The sequence below is a fragment of the Enterococcus malodoratus ATCC 43197 genome, from assembly GCF_000407185.1.
GTDB lineage: Bacteria > Bacillota > Bacilli > Lactobacillales > Enterococcaceae > Enterococcus_A > Enterococcus_A malodoratus.
In genome coordinates, this window is record NZ_KE136481.1 from 1,785,130 (window position 1) to 1,803,298 (window position 18,169).

Below are 18,169 nucleotides of genomic sequence, written 5' to 3' on the forward strand. Positions count from 1 at the left end.
GCCTCACTCTTTTGCTAGCTGATAGTAAACATTCAGCATATTTTGTGAAAATTCTGAAGTAAACTCTTTGGCTGTATCAATAATCTGGTTGCATCTAGAAAAATAGAGATGAAAATAAATTTGCGAATCATCCTCTAAAATTCGCGCCACTGCCGAAGCATAATTCGTAATCAACAAATCTTTGACTAATTCATCCGACTCTCCAAAAATACCCGCAAAATCCAATCCGCACTCTACAAAATAGAGTTCTACATCAATTAATGCTCGTTGATTTAAGCAGCTTTTTCGGAAGTGCCGCAATAACTCCTTGGCCTGATCCAAGGAATAATCAATCTTTCCTCGTGGGAAAAATGCCTGATCCAATTTTTGCTTGGTCGCTTTGGCCAAACGTAATCCGTAATCATCTCCCAAAAAGCGCGAATCGACAATTTGTTGAGAGATTTCAGAATGTTTGTATAGCTGACAGATCAATTCTCTTAACTGTTCGTCATCCGCTTCACGAAGTTTTTCTCTTAATCCCGATATTGTCATTTCCATTTTGCAACCCTCCTCTTCACTATTTTCTAATCTTAATTTAACTTATTAGCAATAAAAAGAAAAGAGCTTTTGACTTTTCTTTAAGCCAAAAGCTCTTATTAAGAATAAATTTTTTGGATGAGAGTGTTTGGATCAGTCTTTTCTTAGAGATTGAACTCCCTATTTCTAAGAATCTATATTTTTCGTTCCTTAAGCCACGTTTTTCTTGTTTCACCAACGATCAACGGCACTGTTTCATAGGTTACTTCACTATACTCTATCCCAAACCAGCGTTCTGGAGTAACCGTATGGTGCTTAATTGCCAGTCGTGCCTGCATAACTTGACGATCCCATTTATCTAACTTCGTCGTCGTAGACAAGACTTCTTGGATCATCACAAAGCGAAAATCACCAACTTGACGTCCCGGTGTCAAAGAATAATGCTGCGGTTGTTTTGGCAGCCTTCCTTGTTTCATCAAATCATGAATAATTTGGCGCAAGTAAACATTGACGTCCTGCGCGACACGAAAACCTAAGAACAGCTTGACCTTAACGATGAAATCCGTTCCCATCATATCGATACTGTACTCTTCCGTGTACGGTTCATCCGTTACTTCAACATTTACAAACCAATAGACTTTTGCCCGTTTCAAGCGTTTATCTAAAATCGAGTAGATAAACTGTTGAGGAATTTTATCACCATCCAAACGCGGAACTAAAAAGACCACGTTGGTTTGATAATAAGGAATTTTTTCATCACTATGCAATTCTTGTAATTGCGGGAGATAATCCTTAAAATTCACATCTTGGCTGGCATTTTCTTGTACGCGATTGCTGCGATACCAAATATACATGACACTCAATATCAAGAGTGCCATTCCCACTGCTACAAACCCACCGTGGAAAAATTTGGTAACACTCGAGAGGAAGAAAAATCCTTCTAACGTACCGAAAAAGAGCAGCATCAAACCAGCTAAAATCCGTGATGTTCCATTTTGCAGTAAATAATGATACAACAAGAAAGTTGTCATCAACATGGTTACTGTAATGGATAGGCCATAGGCTGCTTCCATATGACTCGATGTACGGAACGTCAAGACGATTAACGAACAGGCCCCCCACAAAATCATATTGATCGCGGGAATGTACATCTGCCCAATGCTTTTCCCAGGATACATGATCCGCATTCTTGGCAATAATTTCAGTTTAATCGCTTCAGATACTAATGTGAACGAGCCAGAGATCAAAGCCTGGGAAGCGATAACCGCAGCGATCGTCGCAAAGACTACCCCGAAAATCATCCAGCCATCCGGTAAAATTTGGAAGAAAGGATTTAAATTTTCGATTCCTTCAATTGAAGCATTGCCCTTCGCATGTAAAATCCATGCCGCTTGTCCCGCATAGTTTAACATTAAACAAAGCAAAACATAGGGCCAGCTGAAACGAATATTCTTTTTACCTACATGTCCCAAGTCAGAATACAATGCCTCGGCACCCGTCGTTGCCAAGAAAATACTTCCCAAAATAAAGATACCCATTTTATTATCGGGGTTGAACAATAAATGGATTGCATAATAGGGATTCAAAGCCTTGATTACACTGAAGTCATACGGAATATTTAACAGCCCCATCAACCCCAAAAATGTAAACCATAAAAACATGATCGGTCCAAAGGCCTTCCCAACGAAGTCCGTCCCAAATCGCTGAATCAAAAATAAAAAGAGCAAAATCACTAACGTAATGATTACAATGACATTTTGATTATTCCCAAATTCTTGATAAAAATCAGGAATTCCCCGCAAACCTTCGATCGCTGTTGTTACTGTCACGGCTGGCGTCAACACACCATCTGCCAGTAATGCCGCCCCACCAATCATCGCCGGCACGATCAAATATTTACCGCCTTTGCGCACCAACGTATACAATGAGAAAATTCCTCCCTCACCATGATTATCGGCTCTTAAAGCGATCAATACATATTTAACGGTAGTTAACAGCATCACCGTCCAAAAAACTAACGAGACCGCACCCAGAACAAAATCTTGAGTTACAGTACTTAATCCGCCATTTTCTTCCAAAATAGCTTTCATTACATATAATGGGCTTGTTCCAATATCGCCATAAACGACACCCATCGCAATCAACAGCCCTGCCGCTGAAAGCTTTTTGATATGTTCTTTCTTTTTTTCCATTTCGCACACTCCTGTTACAGCCAAATGCTGAATCGGTATTCATTTTTCTATATAAAAGTTTCAAGTTTGCTGCGCGAATCCGCTAAAGCAGGAAGTGAAACTCGCAAAAAAGACCTAAACAACAGCTTCCACTATTGTTTAGGTCTTGCAAATTATCTCTTAGACCAGCGCTGAGCACTAGTTGTTGATCTAAAAGCATAGAGTTTACTCTATGTCGCTACTCCCCTAAAACTTAACCGTATTATCCAGTTTTCAAAGAGAATTGTCAAAGAATACCCTCAAAATAGAAACTATTTTTCTTCTTTTTTGCTTTCTTCTTCTTTCAGCATAGCTTTACGAGAAGCGTTCACACGACCTTGACGATCGATTTCTGTAACCTTAACTAGGACTTCATCACCCATTTTTACAACGTCTTCAACTTTATTGACACGTTCGTTGGCAAGTTGTGAAATATGAACCAATGCGTCTTTGCCCTTGATCAAGTTTACAAAAGCACCAAATTTTTCAACACGAACGACTTTACCTAAGTAAACTTCGCCGACTTTGACTTCTTTGGTCAATTCTTCAATGATCTTGATGGCTTTCTTGATCATGTCTGCGTCAGATGAAGCGATGCTGACATTGCCGTCTTGATCGATATCGATCTTCACGCCAGTTTCATCAATGATTCCATTGATTGTGTCGCCGCCTTTACCGATAACTGTCTTGATCTTATCTGGATCGATTTGGATCATTTCAATCTTCGGTGCGTATGGGCTTAATTCTTCACGTGGTGCAGCAATTGTATCTGTTAAGACTTCAAGGATTTCCATCCGGGCTTTTTTCGCTTGAACCAATGCTTCAGAAAGGATTTGTTCAGTGATCCCTTGGATCTTGATATCCATTTGAAGTGCAGTGATCCCATCTTTTGTTCCAGCAACTTTAAAGTCCATGTCGCCAAGGTGATCTTCTAACCCTTGGATATCGGTTAAGATCGTGTAGTTTTCACCATCAGAAACAAGTCCCATTGCGATCCCGGCAACTGGTGCTTTAATTGGTACCCCAGCATCCATCAAAGCCAATGTTCCAGCACAAATACTTGCTTGGGAAGAAGAACCATTTGATTCCAACACTTCCGCTACTAGACGAATTGTGTAAGGGAAATCTTCTTCACTTGGGATAATTTGAGCTAAAGCACGTTCCCCTAATGCACCATGACCGATTTCACGACGACCTGGTGAGCCCGCACGACCTGTTGAACCAACTGAGAATTGCGGGAAATTGTAATGATGGATGAATCGTTTGCTTTCAACTGATCCCAAACCATCAATAATTTGATGTTCGCCTAAAGGAGCCAATGTACAAGCAGACAATGCTTGCGTTTGTCCCCGAGTGAATAGACCAGAACCGTGAACCCGCGGCAATAGACCTGTTTCAGCAGCCAATGGACGAATTTCGTCTAATTGACGGCCATCAGGACGAATTTTGTCGATCGTGATCAACTCACGAACCACATCTTTTTCAAGATCTTCTGCAATTTGTTTTACTTCTTTAGTAATTTGAACTAAATCTTCTGTTTCAACATTTGCAAATTTTTCAGCGTAAACTTCTTTAACGGTTTCTTTAACCTTTTCGATTTCATCTTCGCGATCTAATTTATCCATCGTCATTACAGCTGTTTTCATTGTTGAATAATAGCTGTCGAAGATTTCTTTTTTCAATTCAGCGTCCACTTGTAATAAAGAAATTTCCATTTTTTCTTTACCGACTGCCGCAACGATTTCAGATTGGAAAGCGACCATTTCTTTGATTGCTTCGAAACCAAACAGCAATGCGCCTAGCATATCTTCTTCAGAAACTTCTTTTGCACCAGATTCTACCATGTTGATAGCTTGCTTAGTTCCGGCAACCGTTAAGTCGATATCTGATTCTGCATGTTGTTCCACAGTAGGATTCAACACGTATTCGCCATTCACACGACCTACGTCAACACCTGCGATAGGCCCGTCAAATGGAACATCCGAGATAGCTAACGCTAATGAAGAACCAAACATCGCTGCCATCGCTGGTGAACAATCTTGTTCTACACTCATTACAACGTTTGTTACTTGAACTTCGTTACGGAAACCATCCGCAAACATTGGACGAATTGGACGGTCAATTAAACGTGCAGTTAATGTCGCATCTGTACTTGGACGACCTTCACGTTTGATAAAGCCGCCAGGGATTTTACCCACTGCATACATTTTTTCTTCGTAATTAATTGTTAATGGGAAAAAGTTCGTATCCTTCGCTTCTTTTGAGGCAACCGCCGCACTTAATACGACTGTATCGCCATAGCGAACTAAGACTGCGCCATTGGCTTGTTTGGCAAGCTGACCGATTTCAACTTGCAGAGGGCGTCCGCCCCAAGTGGTTTTGAAAACTTGTTTTTCTGACATAATTTCTCCTTTTCCCTTTGACCAGTGCGACGCTACTAAACAAATGAAAACAGCGAAATCATTCGCTTCTTGCATTTGGTTAGTAGAGTGACAACACGCCAATCAAAGGTTTTTTTATTTTATCTGAGCTTGGCTCAGATGATTACTGAATTAAAATCATCAGGCTGATTCATTTATACTATATGAATTTTCTATCGTAAAAATTCAAAACAAAAAGTATAACTAGCAAAAAAAGTGAGATTCCTAGGAACCTCACTTTTAATAGTAGTACGAATTAACGACGTAGTCCTAGACGTTGGATTAATTCACGGTAACGTTGTACTTCGTTCTTACGTAAGTAAGCTAACAAGTTACGACGATGACCAACTTTTTTCATTAGACCGCGGTATGAATGGTGGTCTTTTTTGTGGACACGTGCATGCTCATTTAGTTGATTGATTTCTTCCGTTAATACAGCGATCTGTACTTCTGGAGAACCAGTATCTCCTTCATGGCGAGCAAAGTCATTGATGATTTCGTTTTTACGTTCTTTTGATAATGCCATGGTTTTCACCTCTTCCTTTTTTCTTCCTATGACTGAGTAAAGCGTTGGTGAATCGCCTAACCAAGTGATAGGTGGTGCGCTATGCACACTCTAACACTTTACTTTATTTGTTCTAAAAAATCAAGCTGTACAACAATTTAAGCCAATCTTTTAGAATCATTACAATCTTTTTAAGGAACACTATTATTGAAGACAGTTTTTTTACCTTACTTACTTTTTGTGTTAAACTAACGTGATGAAATACAGTATTGAGAGGAGATTTTTTAATGATCACTATGGATGATATAATTCGGGAAGGCCATCCGACATTACGGGCTGTTGCCAAAGAAGTCCCGATTCCTCCAACTGCTGAAGACGTGGAACTTGGAAAAGAAATGTTGCAATTTCTTAAAAATAGTCAAGACCCTGAAAAAGCAGAAGAATTACAGTTACGCGGCGGTGTCGGCTTGGCGGCTCCCCAATTAGATGTCTCAAAACGGATCATCGCGGTCCATGTTCCAAGCGTCGATCCAGAAAAACCGGAGAGCGGTATCAGCACCGTAATGTACAATCCTAAAGTCTTGAGCCACTCGGTCCAAGAAGCTTGTCTAGGCGAAGGTGAAGGCTGCCTTTCAGTTGATCGCGAAGTACCTGGTTACGTCGTTCGCGCTGCAAGAATTACCGTTTCTTATTTTGACGCAGAAGGCGAAAAGCATAAGATTCGTTTGAAAAATTATAACGCCATCGTAGTACAGCATGAGATCGACCACATTAACGGTATCATGTTCTATGATCATATTGACGAAAAGAATCCGTTGCAATTGAAAGACGGTGTCTTAGTCATTGAATAAACGAAAACACCATTCAGGCTGAATGGTGTTTTTCTTCATATAAAATTCCTTTTTCCGAAAGCGCCGCTTTGATCTCTGTTAGATCCTCCAGTGTTTCGTAGGCAATCGTGTGCAGATGAATCCCCGCAGTTAATTCGGACAAAAGTGTCACCTGCAATCTATCGGCCTCTTCAATGAAGTCCGAAACGTCTTGTTGTGATGCCAAATGCAATCCGCCGACTAATTCACCATATAAAGGATGTTCTACCACTACATCGATAACTTCACCGCCATGTTCAACGATTGTACGCAATTCATCTTCGGTCTGTTCGGGACTATGCTGTACCGCGAGCTTACTGATCAATTTTTCCGACTCGCGTTCCAATAAATAGCCGCGAGCAGTCGCAATAATATTTTCTCCTGCGGCTCTCAAAAGGGCCACATCCCCGACCACAATCTGACGGCTTACACTAAATTCTTTAGCAAAGCTCGTGGCACTGATGGGTTTTTCTGCTTGCTGCAACGCTTCTAAAATCTGTGCCTTGCGTCTGTCGCCATCAACCATACTATTCTAACCGCCCTTCTTGATATTTTCTTGACTGTTTCATAATATCCTTAAATGTCTCAACAATCGTTTCACGATAATTCTCATCTTTCACTAAATCGGCAACGTTTGCCAAGACTGTCTCCTCACGAGAGGTATCCAAAACAGCTTTTTTCGTTTGCGCTTTATAAGCTGTGACTTCACTAACCGCCGACATTCGTTTTTCTAACAATGCAATTATTTCACGATCGATGTGATCGATTTTTTCCCGCGCTTGAGTCAGTGCATCTTTGTCCGATTCCTCTTCAATCGTTTTGATGATCTGAGCGGGATTTCCACCTACTACGACATTCGCTGGAAAAGATTTCGTCACCACTGCACCAGCAGCAACGACCACATTATCACCTAGTGTTACACCGGGAATCACTACCGAAGACCCGCCAATCCAGACATTGTTGCCGATCGTGATCGGTTTGCCCAACTCTTGTCCGCTGTTCCGCTTTCCTGGCTCTAATGGATGGCTTGCTGTATATAGTTGGACATTCGGCCCAAACAAACAATTATCTCCAATGGTAATTGGACAAATGTCCAAAAAGACATTGTGGAAATTACAATAGAAATTTTCTCCTACAAAAATATTATAGCCATAATCAAAAGAGATCGTCGGCTCTACATATACCCGATTTTTAGTCCTGCCAAACGTTTGCTTTACAAGCTCTTCCCGTTTTTTCTTATCAGTCTCTTGGTTAATCCCGCGCAATTTAATACGAGCGTCTTTTCGATCTGCCACTAATTCAGGGTCGCCGGAGAAATATAATTTTCCGGCGATCATTTTTTCCTTCTCCGTTAATTCCACACATTTTCCTCCTAATATCTATTAAAAACATTCATTCTTTTTTTGAGTTGCATCCTATTCAACAAACTAGAATAACCAATTTCCCACCTAACTCTGCCAGCCAACGAACAGTTTACACTTTTTCAAAGACCGTTGTTCCATTCGTTTGGACAAAACTATACTCCCCGGTTAGTTGGATCGGTGTTTGATTGATCACTAATACATTCGTGTCTCTGCTTTTTTCATAAATTAAATCACAAAATGGGTGAACTTGGAAGCTTGTGCCCACGATCACTACAAGTTCCGCGTTTCTAACAGCCGCAATCGCCTGTTGAATCACAGCCTCTTCAAATCCCTCACCATACAAAACAATGTTTGGTCGGATTTGTCCCCCGCAATCTTCATGCTGATCACTTTGTAAATACTCCGACCAATCCACTGATTGATGGCACTTGCGACAATAGCAATCATAAAGCGAGCCATGGAAATTCACTAAGTGCTGACTTCCAGCCGCCGCGTGCAGTCCATCAATATTTTGCGAAACTACCCAGACATCTTTTGTTTTTTCCATCTGAGCCATTGCCTGATGAATAATATTTGGTCGAGCTTTCTCGTGATATAAGTGTTTGACAAATTGGTAAAATTTCTCTGGTTCGTGAATCAAGCATTCATTACTCAACAAATACTCGGGCGCTTCCAGCCCATGATAAACACCTTGTAACGAACGATAATCCGGCACTCCAGAAGGCGTCGAGACACCTGCTCCCGTCAAAAATGTGATTTTTTTACTTTGCTGAATCATTTTTACCGCTTGATCGATTGTGATTTCCATTTCTGTCACCTCAAGGATTAGTATAGTATAAATGCGCGGTAAAATAAAAATAGTTCCCCAGTCAAACGACTTAGGGAACTATTTTTATCTACTTTTTAACTGTTCTAAAATTTTTTCGGTGGTTAGGCCAAACGCCGTTTGTAGAAAATCAGGTGTCCCAACTTGACCGAAGCGTTCGTTGACACCGATTCGTGTCAACGGTATCGCCAATCCATTATCCGCTAGAACCTCGGCTACAGCGCTGCCTAAACCGCCCGTAATCGAATGATTTTCAATCGTAATAACGGCTTTCTTTCCAATAAAACGTTCCAGCAGCAACTCTTTGTCCAGAGGTTTAATAGTAAACATATCGATCACATCCATTGAATTGCCTTCAGCCTCTAGCTTTTCCGCAACCTCTAATGCCTCGGAGACAAGCTGTCCGGCAGCCACTATCAAGTAATCTTGCCCTTCACACAGCAGATTTCCTTTACCAATTTCAAAAGCTGAGCCCGGTGCATAAACATTTTTTACACCCTTTCGATTACCGCGAACATAGTGTACCCCTTTTAATTTCGCAAATTCTTTGATAATCCAATCCATCTGTATCTCGTCTGCCGCATCACAGATTACTACCTCTGGAATCGAACGCAGCAACGCGATATCTTCCCAAGTAGTATGCGTCCCGCCGTTATGCCCAGCCGCAAAACCGGGATCAGAACCAAAGATATTGAGGGTATTCTCCCCGTAAGCTCCGGAAAGATAAATCTGATCTAACACCCGCCGTGTCGCAAATGGACCAAAAGTATGAATGAAAGGTGTGTAACCAGTCAAGCTCAGGCCAGCGGCTACACCAACCATGTTCGCTTCCGCAATCCCTACATTGATAAAACGGTCTGGTGTATTTTCCGCAATATCTGTCCATTTACTTGCACCGCCAAGATCTGCATCTAGAGCGACAACTTTTGGATCATTTGCCATCACATCTTTCAGTGCATCAACCACGGTCGCTCGTAATTCTTTTCCGATTTCATGATTATCTGCCAAGGTAAACATGTTACGCACGCCCCTTTCTTAGTTCCTCTAGGGCTTGGTTTGTAGCGATTTGAACAGCTTCACTAGCAAACTTCACTGAATGATTGGCGTCCATCTCCTCAAAGAATTTTACACCCTGTCCTTTGATGGTATCTAAAACAATGCAAACAGCCTGATCTTCAATTTTTTTGCAATCTTCGATGGCTTGATCGATGGCGATAAGATCGTCACCCTTAACTTTATGTGTGACAAACCCGAAAGCCCGCATTTTCTCTTCAATATCAAAAGGATTTAAAATATCTTGTGTCGTTCCATCTAATTGTTTTTTATTTTCGTCAATAATCACGATACAGCGGTTCAACTTAAAGTGGGCGAGATACTGAAAAGCTTCCCAGCACTGTCCTTCATTCAATTCCCCATCGCCGACGATCAAATAAACGTAATTCTCACTGCCCTGCATGTTCAAACCGGTTGCGATACCGGCTGCCAACGATGTTCCTTGTCCTAAAGAACCCGTGGTGGCGTCAACACCCGGCGTTTTTATGCGATCCGGATGTGAAGGCAAGTTTGTGCCGCCTTCATTCAAAGTCCACAACCATTCTTCATCAAAGAAGCCTACCGCTGACAATGCGCTGTATAACGCGGGGCCTGCATGCCCTTTTGATAATACTAAGCGATCTCGCTTTTACCATTGCGGATTCTTTGGATCATAAATCATTTGTTTGCCATACAGCACCGCCAGCAAATCCGCGATAGAAAGCGAGCCGCCAATATGTCCCGAACCAACTTTGCGAATTGCTTCAATACTGTTGATACGAATTTTTGCCGCTAGATTTTCTAACTCTGCTATTAACTCTCTATCCATTTTGTTTTTCTCCTCTTATTCTGAGACAGCCTTTGATTTTTTGTTTTTTCCTAATACGGTCAAGCCAACCAGTACTGCTAACACAGCAACGATCCCTGAAATAACTGCGATCTGTCCGCCAGCATTCGCTAAGTTTCCTAAGAAGATGCCGACAACCCCATAGTCAGTATCCGAGAAGGTCGATCCTTGGAACCCTAAATCACCCATGACAGGCATTAAAAGAATCGGCATAAAGCTGATAATTACCCCATGAACAAAGGAACCAACCACCGCACCGCGTAATCCACCAGTCGCATTTCCATAAACTCCGGCGGTTGCGCCGCAGAAGAAATGAGGGACCACGCCAGGGATGATAACTGTCGTACCCGTAAGCACCATAATCACCAGACTTACAATCCCGCCGACAAAGCTTGTAAGGAAACCAATCAATACCGCATTCGGCGCATATGGAAACACGATTGGGCAGTCCAAGGCAGGAACTGAATTCGGGACCAGCTTCTCTGAAATCCCTTTGAAGGCTGGGACGATTTCCGCCAAGATCAAACGAACCCCAGCTAGGATAACGAATACTCCGGCCGCAAATGATCCAGCCTGCTGCAAGGAGTAAATAATATAGTTTGTTCCGTCACTCAAATTGGTTGAAACATAAGAATTCCCTGCAAATAGAGCAACGACTACATAAACGATCGCCATCGTAATCGTGATACTTACAGTTGAGTCACGTAAAAATGACAAGCCTTTCGGGAAATTAATATCTTCGGTCGATTTTTCTTTATTACCAACATATTTTCCGATCAGCCCACTCAAGGCATAACCAAAGTTCCCCGTATGACCCAAAGCGACGGTATCATTTTTAGTAATCTGCTTCGTAAAGGGCTGAGCAACTGCCGGGAAGATCGTATTGGCGATTCCTAATGCCAATCCGCCGAAAAGGACCAAAGGAACGGATCCCATTTTTGTTACGCTCAAAATTACACCGATCATACAAGACATATACAACGTTGCGTGTCCTGTTAAATAGATATATTTAAAGCGTGTGAAGCGAGCGATCAAAATATTAAAAGCCATTCCGACTAACATAATAAGTGCTGTATAGGTACCATATTTCGTTAACGCTAGTGCAACGATCGCTTCGTTATTCGGTACGACACCTTGCATATTGAAGGCTGCTTGGAACATCTCGCCAAAGGGTGCCAATGCCCCTTCGACTACACCAGCCCCAGCGGTCACAACTAAGAAACCGACAAACGTTTTAATTCCGCCCTTAACGATTGACGCGGTATCCTTCTTCTGCAAAAGATTTCCTAAAATAGCAATCAGTGCTACTAATAGTGCTGGTGTACTTGCGATATCGATTAATATGTCTAAAATCCCATTCATTTGTATTCCTCCTGTTTCCTTTTAAAGTACTCATTTTCAAAAAAGAAAATTGACTGCTCGTCACATCACCTGTAGTATCATTCCGTTTAATTAGAGCAAGCCTTTTTCTTCGCAAACGGCCTGTACCTTGGTTTTTAATTCATCCAGATCAATGATGCTGTCTAACACGACAACTTCTCCTAAATGCTGCGCACTGTCTGCTAGATCGGTCCCTACAAAAAAGACATCTGCAAGGTCTGGCGTCGCGCTTCCCATATCGTAATGAGCAACTTCGACATCAGTGACACCCAACTCTTGTAAAACGCTATTGATGTTCATTTCTACCATAAAACTTGATCCTAATCCTGATCCGCACACTGCTGCAAATTTCATCATTTATTCTCTCCTCTAGTTAAAATAGTTGTGATTTCTTCTTTAGTTGTTGCCGCTAATAGATCATCCAAATTTTCTTTATTGGATAATAATTTTGTCAGGCTGGATAGCGCTCGTAAATGCGCCTCGTTATCAACCGCAGCTAAGCAAACGAATAATTGAACCGCATGCTTTTCATCATCCAGTAATAAGACTGGGTTTTCTACTTTTAATAGCGACATTCCTAATGCCTTTACCCCATCTTCTGGCCGGGCATGCGGCAAAGCGATGCCTTTACCGATATGGATAAAAGGCCCATATTGTTTTACTTTTTCGATCATAGCATCTGCATATCGATCTTCGATTTTTCGGCTGGCCACTAGTGGCTTGGCAGCCGTACGAATCGCCGTTTCCCAATCAGCGACCTCATCGCAGATTTGGATCATTTCCGGGGTAATAAGTTCTGTTAGCATTGGACGATTGTCCTCCTTCTGCTCAATTAGTCGATTCATTTTCTTGTTCAACACTTTATATAGTTTTTCCTTGGTTACTCCACTTTTCAACTCGATATGAGGGCTCAATGCTTTGAGAATTTCTTCGGCACTGGGCATGGAAAAACCGGGGACAAGCAATTCTTCCTGGACTTGATTGATCAATTGATTTTTTTCTAATTGCGACATCAACGGTTTGACGAGATAGACTCGTTTTTTACTCTCCAAAGGGATAGTCGAAAAAACAACATCGTAATTTTCTTCCGAAACATTTTGCAATTGATCCACGGAACTGGCTTCTTGAAAACGAATCGTCGAGAACATTTTTTTCAGTTCAGTCTGTAAAATCAACGATGAGCTGATTCCGCTGGGACAGACGATCAACGCTCGTACATCTTTATCTGCGGCTTCCGCCTTTTGATTCGTGATCGCTCCGCCAAAGAGGATCGAAAAGAAGCCGACTTCTTCGATAGGAATCTTCCGCCCGACAACTTTTTCCAATGGATACAGTGCTTCTTTAGTGAAATCGAAAATTTCCGGATAATCCATTTGAATATTTTCGATCAAAACATTCGGCAGGTAAAAGCCAAAACGAATTCGAAAATAGGCCGGGACAAGATGATAAAACAAGTTCATCAGCAATTCGCGAAAATTGGAGAATTGAATCGCGGAGTAATTTTCCATTCGATGAATGATTTCAGCGGAACAGCTCAGCAGAAAATCTAATTGCAGATCCCGAATCTCGCCTTGCACGATCGTCATCAATGCGATCGTCATGTAACCCACTTCATACGGATTCCTTTCATTGAAAACCTCTTGAAGGAACAGCTCGCTGGCCTGGTAGGCTGTCAGTGATTCCAAAACGGTCATTTCAGACAAATTTTTCAACTGGGTTTCTTTGATCCGCTTGTAAGATAAACCAATCAATAAGCTGACCTCATCGATTCGGCTCGGTACGATTGTTAGTCCCAAGACACTGGTTTGTTCTTGGATGCCATCACGAACCCGCGCGTATAAAGTCAGATCATAGTGATTCAACCAATTAAACAAACTAAACTTTCCAGTCGTGTCTTGTAAAAGCTGTGCGACAAAATTTTGAGCAACGCGCCGAATCTCCAACTCCGCTCCATTCAGGAAAAAGCCTTGCTTTCTGGAATAAACCAGTTCAATCTGTTGCGTAGCCAGATAGCTGCGCAGTTTTTTCACGTCGGCGATCGCTGTCCCTTTTGAGATTTCCAAAAAATCTTGAAAATGAAACAGTGACAATTCTTCGAAAGTGGAATAGCTCAACAAGTAAATCAACGCTTGCCGCTGCTCCTCGGAGTAAACAAAGTAATCTCGTGTTTCATTTACGAGCTTTCGCGTCCATTGTTCAGTCGCTATCGGTGCGATGAACACGCGCTGCTCTTCTGTGCCAGCAATTGTCTCAACGGTCAAATCTAACTCTGCTAATTGAGTCGCGAGCTCATTGGCAGACAAACCCGTTTGTTGAATTGCTTCTTTTAATGTTACGTAACAATTAAAATTGTTGGATAGGAGATAGCTCATCTTGTAATTCACTTTCTCCTCACCTCCTGACTAAAGTATAGGGTGTAACCGTTTTATTATCGATCATTCTTCAGTACAATTTACGTTTGAAAAATTCTTTTGATTGTACCGAAGCACTTTTTTGTTTATTTATGTAATACTTAATCGTATCATTGAGCCTTCAATTTTTCAGTTGAATTCTTTTAGTCAAAATGAAAAGAAAGTGGTTTTTCTCAAAGAAAGAGCTTTTTTTTCATTTTTTTGTCTTTTTGAACAATCAAATCTATGCAGATTAAAAATTTCACCCATTATTTTTGTTCGTTCCAAATGATTTCCATTGACTTTTTCATTTGTAGGCTTTAGACTGTGAAACATAATAACTGAATACGAGATGCCTCAAATCAATGAGGTAGAGGTCGCGAACCTTATTAACCCTATGGAGTGCAGAGACACGATGAAATAGGTCTAGGAAGTTTCGCCGAAATGTACAGAATTCTCTTTATTTTGTATGTTGGGACGCAAGCAAATAACTTGCGGACTGTCTTAGCAGTGATGCTAAGTTGCGCTATGTTTTTGTGAGAGGGAACACCATCTTCTTATTATCTGCAAGCGGCCTTATACACAAATCGGCGGCTTTTTTTGTTGCAGATTTTTCAAAAACACCCCTTACCCAATCTCGTCATTTCAAGAAAGGGAGAAATTATGAATAGAAGAAGATTTTCAGTTATCGCACTCATCGCATTATTTATTTCATTTTTAGGAGCCCCGTTAATCACGCGGGCAGACGAAAAAACACCGGAGGGAGAACTGCGGGTCGGCATGGAAGCAGGCTACGCCCCTTTCAACTGGACCCAAAAAGATGACCGTAACGGCGCCGTTCGAATTCAAGGCGACAAAGCATATGCTGGTGGTTACGATGTTCAGATGGCGAAAAAAATCGCTGATAAAATGAACCGTAAATTAGTGGTTGTCAAAACCGAATGGGACGGCTTATTGCCCGCTCTTCAATCTGGCAAAATCGATGCCATTATTGCGGGGATGTCCCCAACAGCCGAACGTCGCAAAGAAGTCGATTTCTCTGATCCGTATTATGAATCACAACTTGTTATCGTTACTCGTAAGGATACAAAATATGCAAAAGCTACTTCGATTAAAGATTTTGCTGGCGCGAAGATTACCGCGCAATTGAGTACTTTCCATTATGATGTTATCCCTCAGATCCCTGACGTAAATAAACAGGAAGCCATGGATAATTTTCCGGCAATGCGAGTTGCTTTGGAATCCGGTACAATCGATGGTTACGTCAGCGAACGACCTGAAGGGGTAACAGCTGAAAGTGTTAACTCTGATCTGAAAATGGTCGAATTTGATAAAGCAAATGGGTTTCAAACTAACCCTGAAGATGTTCAAGTCTCAGTTGGGATGCGCAAAGGCGATTCTGATATGGCCCAAGTCAATCAAACTTTAGCAGGCATCTCACAAGATGAACGCGTCAAAATCATGGACAAAGCGATCAAGGATCAACCGGCGACAGATGAGACACAAAGCGCTTCTGGTAAAAAAGAAAATGTCTTTGTTCGTATCTTGAAACAAAACGGTTCGATGTTCCTACGCGGGACTGGTGTGACCTTGCTGCTTGCAATTGTCGGCACGACTGTCGGTACCTTGATTGGTTTACTAGTCGGTGTTTTCCGCACCTTGCCTGAATCAGACAATAGTGCTAAACGCGGGCTGCAAAAAGTTTTCGGTTGGTTGCTGAATATCTACATTGAAGTTTTCCGCGGCACACCGATGATCGTTCAATCTGCCGTAATTTATTACGGTATCGCAATGGCCTTCGGAATCGATTTGAACCGAACCGCAGCTGCCTTGTTCATCGTTTCTATTAATACCGGTGCTTATATGTCCGAAATCGTCCGCGGCGGGATTTTCGCTGTCGACCAAGGACAGTTTGAAGCCGCTCATGCGATTGGGATGACACATGGACAAACGATGCGCAAAGTAGTCCTGCCGCAAGTTTTGCGTAACATCTTGCCGGCCACCGGGAATGAATTAGTCATCAATATTAAAGATACTTCCGTATTGAGTATCATCTCTGTTTCTGAATTGTTCTTCCAAGGGAAATCAGCAGCCGGAACGAACTACATGTTCTTCCAGACGTACTTCATTATTTGTGTCATTTACTTCGTCTTGACCTTTACCGCGACACGTATCTTGCGAGTCGTTGAGAAGAAAATGGACGGTCCTTCTGCCTATGTTCGTTTAGACGATGTAGAAGTAGCGGTTGGAGAAGACAAATAGTCAGTTAGCAGTATTCGAATGAAATAGGGAGGATTATTATGAACAGTATCATTGAAATTGAACGTTTGAAAAAAAGTTTCGGCGACAATCTCGTCTTAAAAGATATCAGTATGAACGTCAACAAAGGAGAAGTTGTAACCATCATCGGTGCATCTGGCTCGGGGAAATCAACTTTTCTGCGCTGCATCAATTTATTAGAGACTCCAACAGATGGAAAAATCATGTATCAAGGAGAGAATGTTTTAGCTCCAGGTTATAATTTGCCAAAATACCGCACCCACTTAGGAATGGTGTTTCAATCCTTCAACTTATTTAATAATATGAACGTCTTGCAAAACTGTATGAGCGGACAAGTGACCGTCCTAGGTCGTAAAGAAGAAGAAGCGAAAAAAATCGCGATTGAAAATTTGGAAAAGGTCGGCATGGATCGTTTTATCGATGCGAAACCAGCACAGCTTTCCGGTGGACAAAAACAACGGGTAGCAATCGCTCGCGCATTGTCGATGGACCCGGAAGTCATGTTGTTCGATGAACCGACCTCTGCTCTCGATCCTGAAATGGTCGGAGACGTACTGCGGATCATGAAAAAATTAGCCGAGAGCGGTTTGACGATGGTCATCGTAACTCACGAAATGGCCTTCGCCAAAGAAGTCTCCGATCGCGTGATCTTCATGGATCAGGGCGTCATTGCTGAAGAAGGATCACCCGAAGATATTTTTGGAAATCCAAAAGAAGCTCGAACCAAAGAATTTCTACACCGAGTACTGCATCCAGAACCTTAAAACAGAACTTGAAAAACAAAAAATCGCGGCAGAAGATTTCAGCTTCTGCCGCGGTTTTTTTTGCCAATTATTTTTTGATAGTATTGATCCGCTTTGCGATAGGAAACGACCCAGATTCCAGAAACTAAGAACCGGCCTAAAATTCCAATCGGTGGAAAAATAAATACACCGGCCAGAACGACCAGATTGATCACCATTGATAATCTGCTTCGTTGATCCCGATCTAAAACTTTTACTACATGGCTGTCTGGGTCATTCGCTTTGCTTAATTGCTTCGATAAAATACCATATGAAAAACTCCACATTGTATAAATCAGTACATAAGAAAATTCAGGCCAAAACTGGTTAGGATTCCGCCCCACCCAACTCGTTACAGCGGGACATAGAGTTAGCCAAAATAACCAAAAAATATTTGCCCAAATCACACGATAATTTATTTTTTCTGCCATCTGCATCATTCGATGGTGGTTTACCCAAATCACCGCGACAAAAATGAAACTAACGATATACGCGAAGAGCGTATTCGTTATACTTAATAATGAAGCCAGTGTTGGCGCGTCTGGTATCTGAATATCCAATATGAGAACTGTTAAAACGATCGCAACAACACCATCGGTAAATGCCTCTAAACGTGACTTTGTCATTTTCTCACCTTCTTTCTTAGAATAGCATGATAATTGCTTTTCCCTATATAATTTTACTCACTTTTTATTGGTTAATAACTGACAGTTTTATGTAAATAAAGTACAATATAGAAGAAATATAC

General features: G+C 41.7%; 15 protein-coding genes, 1 pseudogene and 1 riboswitch. Of the genes and pseudogenes, 3 read left to right on the plus strand and 13 right to left on the minus strand.

Annotated features, from left to right (window positions below):
- Positions 1-3: 3 nt before the first annotated feature.
- The 4 genes from I585_RS08755 to rpsO all read right to left on the minus strand — a co-directional run bounded on the left by I585_RS08755 (position 4) and on the right by rpsO (position 5,672).
- Positions 4-537 carry a hypothetical protein gene (locus I585_RS08755; protein ID WP_010742735.1) on the minus strand — a complete coding sequence of 178 codons (534 nt, stop codon included), beginning with the start codon at positions 535-537 and terminating at the stop codon, positions 4-6.
- 173 nt (positions 538-710) lie between these two features.
- The gene (locus I585_RS08760) at positions 711-2,708 is read right to left on the minus strand and encodes a KUP/HAK/KT family potassium transporter (RefSeq protein WP_010742734.1); all 1,998 of its coding nucleotides are present in this window, start codon (positions 2,706-2,708) and stop codon (positions 711-713) included.
- 290 nt (positions 2,709-2,998) lie between these two features.
- The gene (pnp, locus tag I585_RS08765; RefSeq protein WP_010742733.1) at positions 2,999-5,128 is read right to left on the minus strand and encodes a polyribonucleotide nucleotidyltransferase; all 2,130 of its coding nucleotides are present in this window, start codon (positions 5,126-5,128) and stop codon (positions 2,999-3,001) included.
- Between the two features lie 274 nt (positions 5,129-5,402).
- Positions 5,403-5,672 (minus strand): 30S ribosomal protein S15, encoded by a 270-nt coding sequence (rpsO, locus tag I585_RS08770; protein WP_010742732.1) that lies wholly within the window; start codon positions 5,670-5,672, stop codon positions 5,403-5,405.
- Between the two features lie 266 nt (positions 5,673-5,938).
- On the opposite strand from rpsO, the gene def reads away from it, so the two are divergent.
- On the plus strand, positions 5,939-6,502 hold the full coding sequence (def, locus tag I585_RS08775; protein WP_010742731.1) for a peptide deformylase: 564 nt from the start codon (positions 5,939-5,941) through the stop codon (positions 6,500-6,502).
- Between the two features lie 13 nt (positions 6,503-6,515).
- Here def and I585_RS08780 read toward each other — a convergent pair whose 3' ends face one another.
- From I585_RS08780 to I585_RS08815, 8 genes and pseudogenes are all read right to left on the minus strand, one after another.
- A complete protein-coding gene (locus tag I585_RS08780) occupies positions 6,516-7,046 on the minus strand; it encodes a transcription repressor NadR (protein ID WP_010742730.1) in 531 nt (176 codons plus the stop codon).
- 1 nt (position 7,047) lies between these two features.
- Positions 7,048-7,881: a chorismate mutase gene (locus I585_RS08785; RefSeq protein ID WP_010742729.1), complete on the minus strand. Its 834-nt coding sequence runs from the start codon at positions 7,879-7,881 to the stop codon at positions 7,048-7,050.
- A gap of 112 nt (positions 7,882-7,993) precedes the next feature.
- Positions 7,994-8,692 carry an NAD-dependent protein deacylase gene (locus tag I585_RS08790; RefSeq protein WP_010742728.1) on the minus strand — a complete coding sequence of 233 codons (699 nt, stop codon included), beginning with the start codon at positions 8,690-8,692 and terminating at the stop codon, positions 7,994-7,996.
- 84 nt (positions 8,693-8,776) lie between these two features.
- Positions 8,777-9,727, minus strand: coding sequence for a transketolase family protein (locus I585_RS08795; RefSeq protein ID WP_010742727.1), 951 nt, complete (start codon positions 9,725-9,727; stop codon positions 8,777-8,779).
- Position 9,728: 1 nt separating this feature from the next.
- A pseudogene (locus I585_RS08800) lies at positions 9,729-10,571 on the minus strand (transketolase).
- A 15-nt stretch (positions 10,572-10,586) separates the two neighbouring features.
- Complete coding sequence (locus I585_RS08805; protein ID WP_010742724.1) at positions 10,587-11,951, minus strand: PTS ascorbate transporter subunit IIC; 1,365 nt, start codon at positions 11,949-11,951, stop codon at positions 10,587-10,589.
- Between the two features lie 90 nt (positions 11,952-12,041).
- Positions 12,042-12,323 carry a PTS sugar transporter subunit IIB gene (locus tag I585_RS08810; protein ID WP_010742723.1) on the minus strand — a complete coding sequence of 94 codons (282 nt, stop codon included), beginning with the start codon at positions 12,321-12,323 and terminating at the stop codon, positions 12,042-12,044.
- The gene (locus I585_RS08815) at positions 12,323-14,353 is read right to left on the minus strand and encodes a BglG family transcription antiterminator (RefSeq protein WP_010742722.1); all 2,031 of its coding nucleotides are present in this window, start codon (positions 14,351-14,353) and stop codon (positions 12,323-12,325) included. The genes I585_RS08810 and I585_RS08815 overlap by 1 nt, the downstream gene beginning before the upstream one ends.
- Before the next feature lie 369 nt (positions 14,354-14,722).
- Positions 14,723-14,896, plus strand: a riboswitch (Lysine riboswitch).
- Between the two features lie 126 nt (positions 14,897-15,022).
- On the opposite strand from I585_RS08815, the gene I585_RS08820 reads away from it, so the two are divergent.
- Both I585_RS08820 and I585_RS08825 read left to right on the plus strand, forming a co-directional pair.
- A complete protein-coding gene (locus tag I585_RS08820; protein WP_010742721.1) occupies positions 15,023-16,621 on the plus strand; it encodes an ABC transporter permease subunit in 1,599 nt (532 codons plus the stop codon).
- A gap of 38 nt (positions 16,622-16,659) precedes the next feature.
- Entirely contained in the window at positions 16,660-17,403 is a 744-nt protein-coding gene (locus I585_RS08825; RefSeq protein WP_010742720.1) for an amino acid ABC transporter ATP-binding protein, read from the plus strand.
- A gap of 38 nt (positions 17,404-17,441) precedes the next feature.
- Here I585_RS08825 and I585_RS08830 read toward each other — a convergent pair whose 3' ends face one another.
- Entirely contained in the window at positions 17,442-18,047 is a 606-nt protein-coding gene (locus I585_RS08830; protein ID WP_010742719.1) for a TMEM175 family protein, read from the minus strand.
- Positions 18,048-18,169 lie beyond the last annotated feature (122 nt).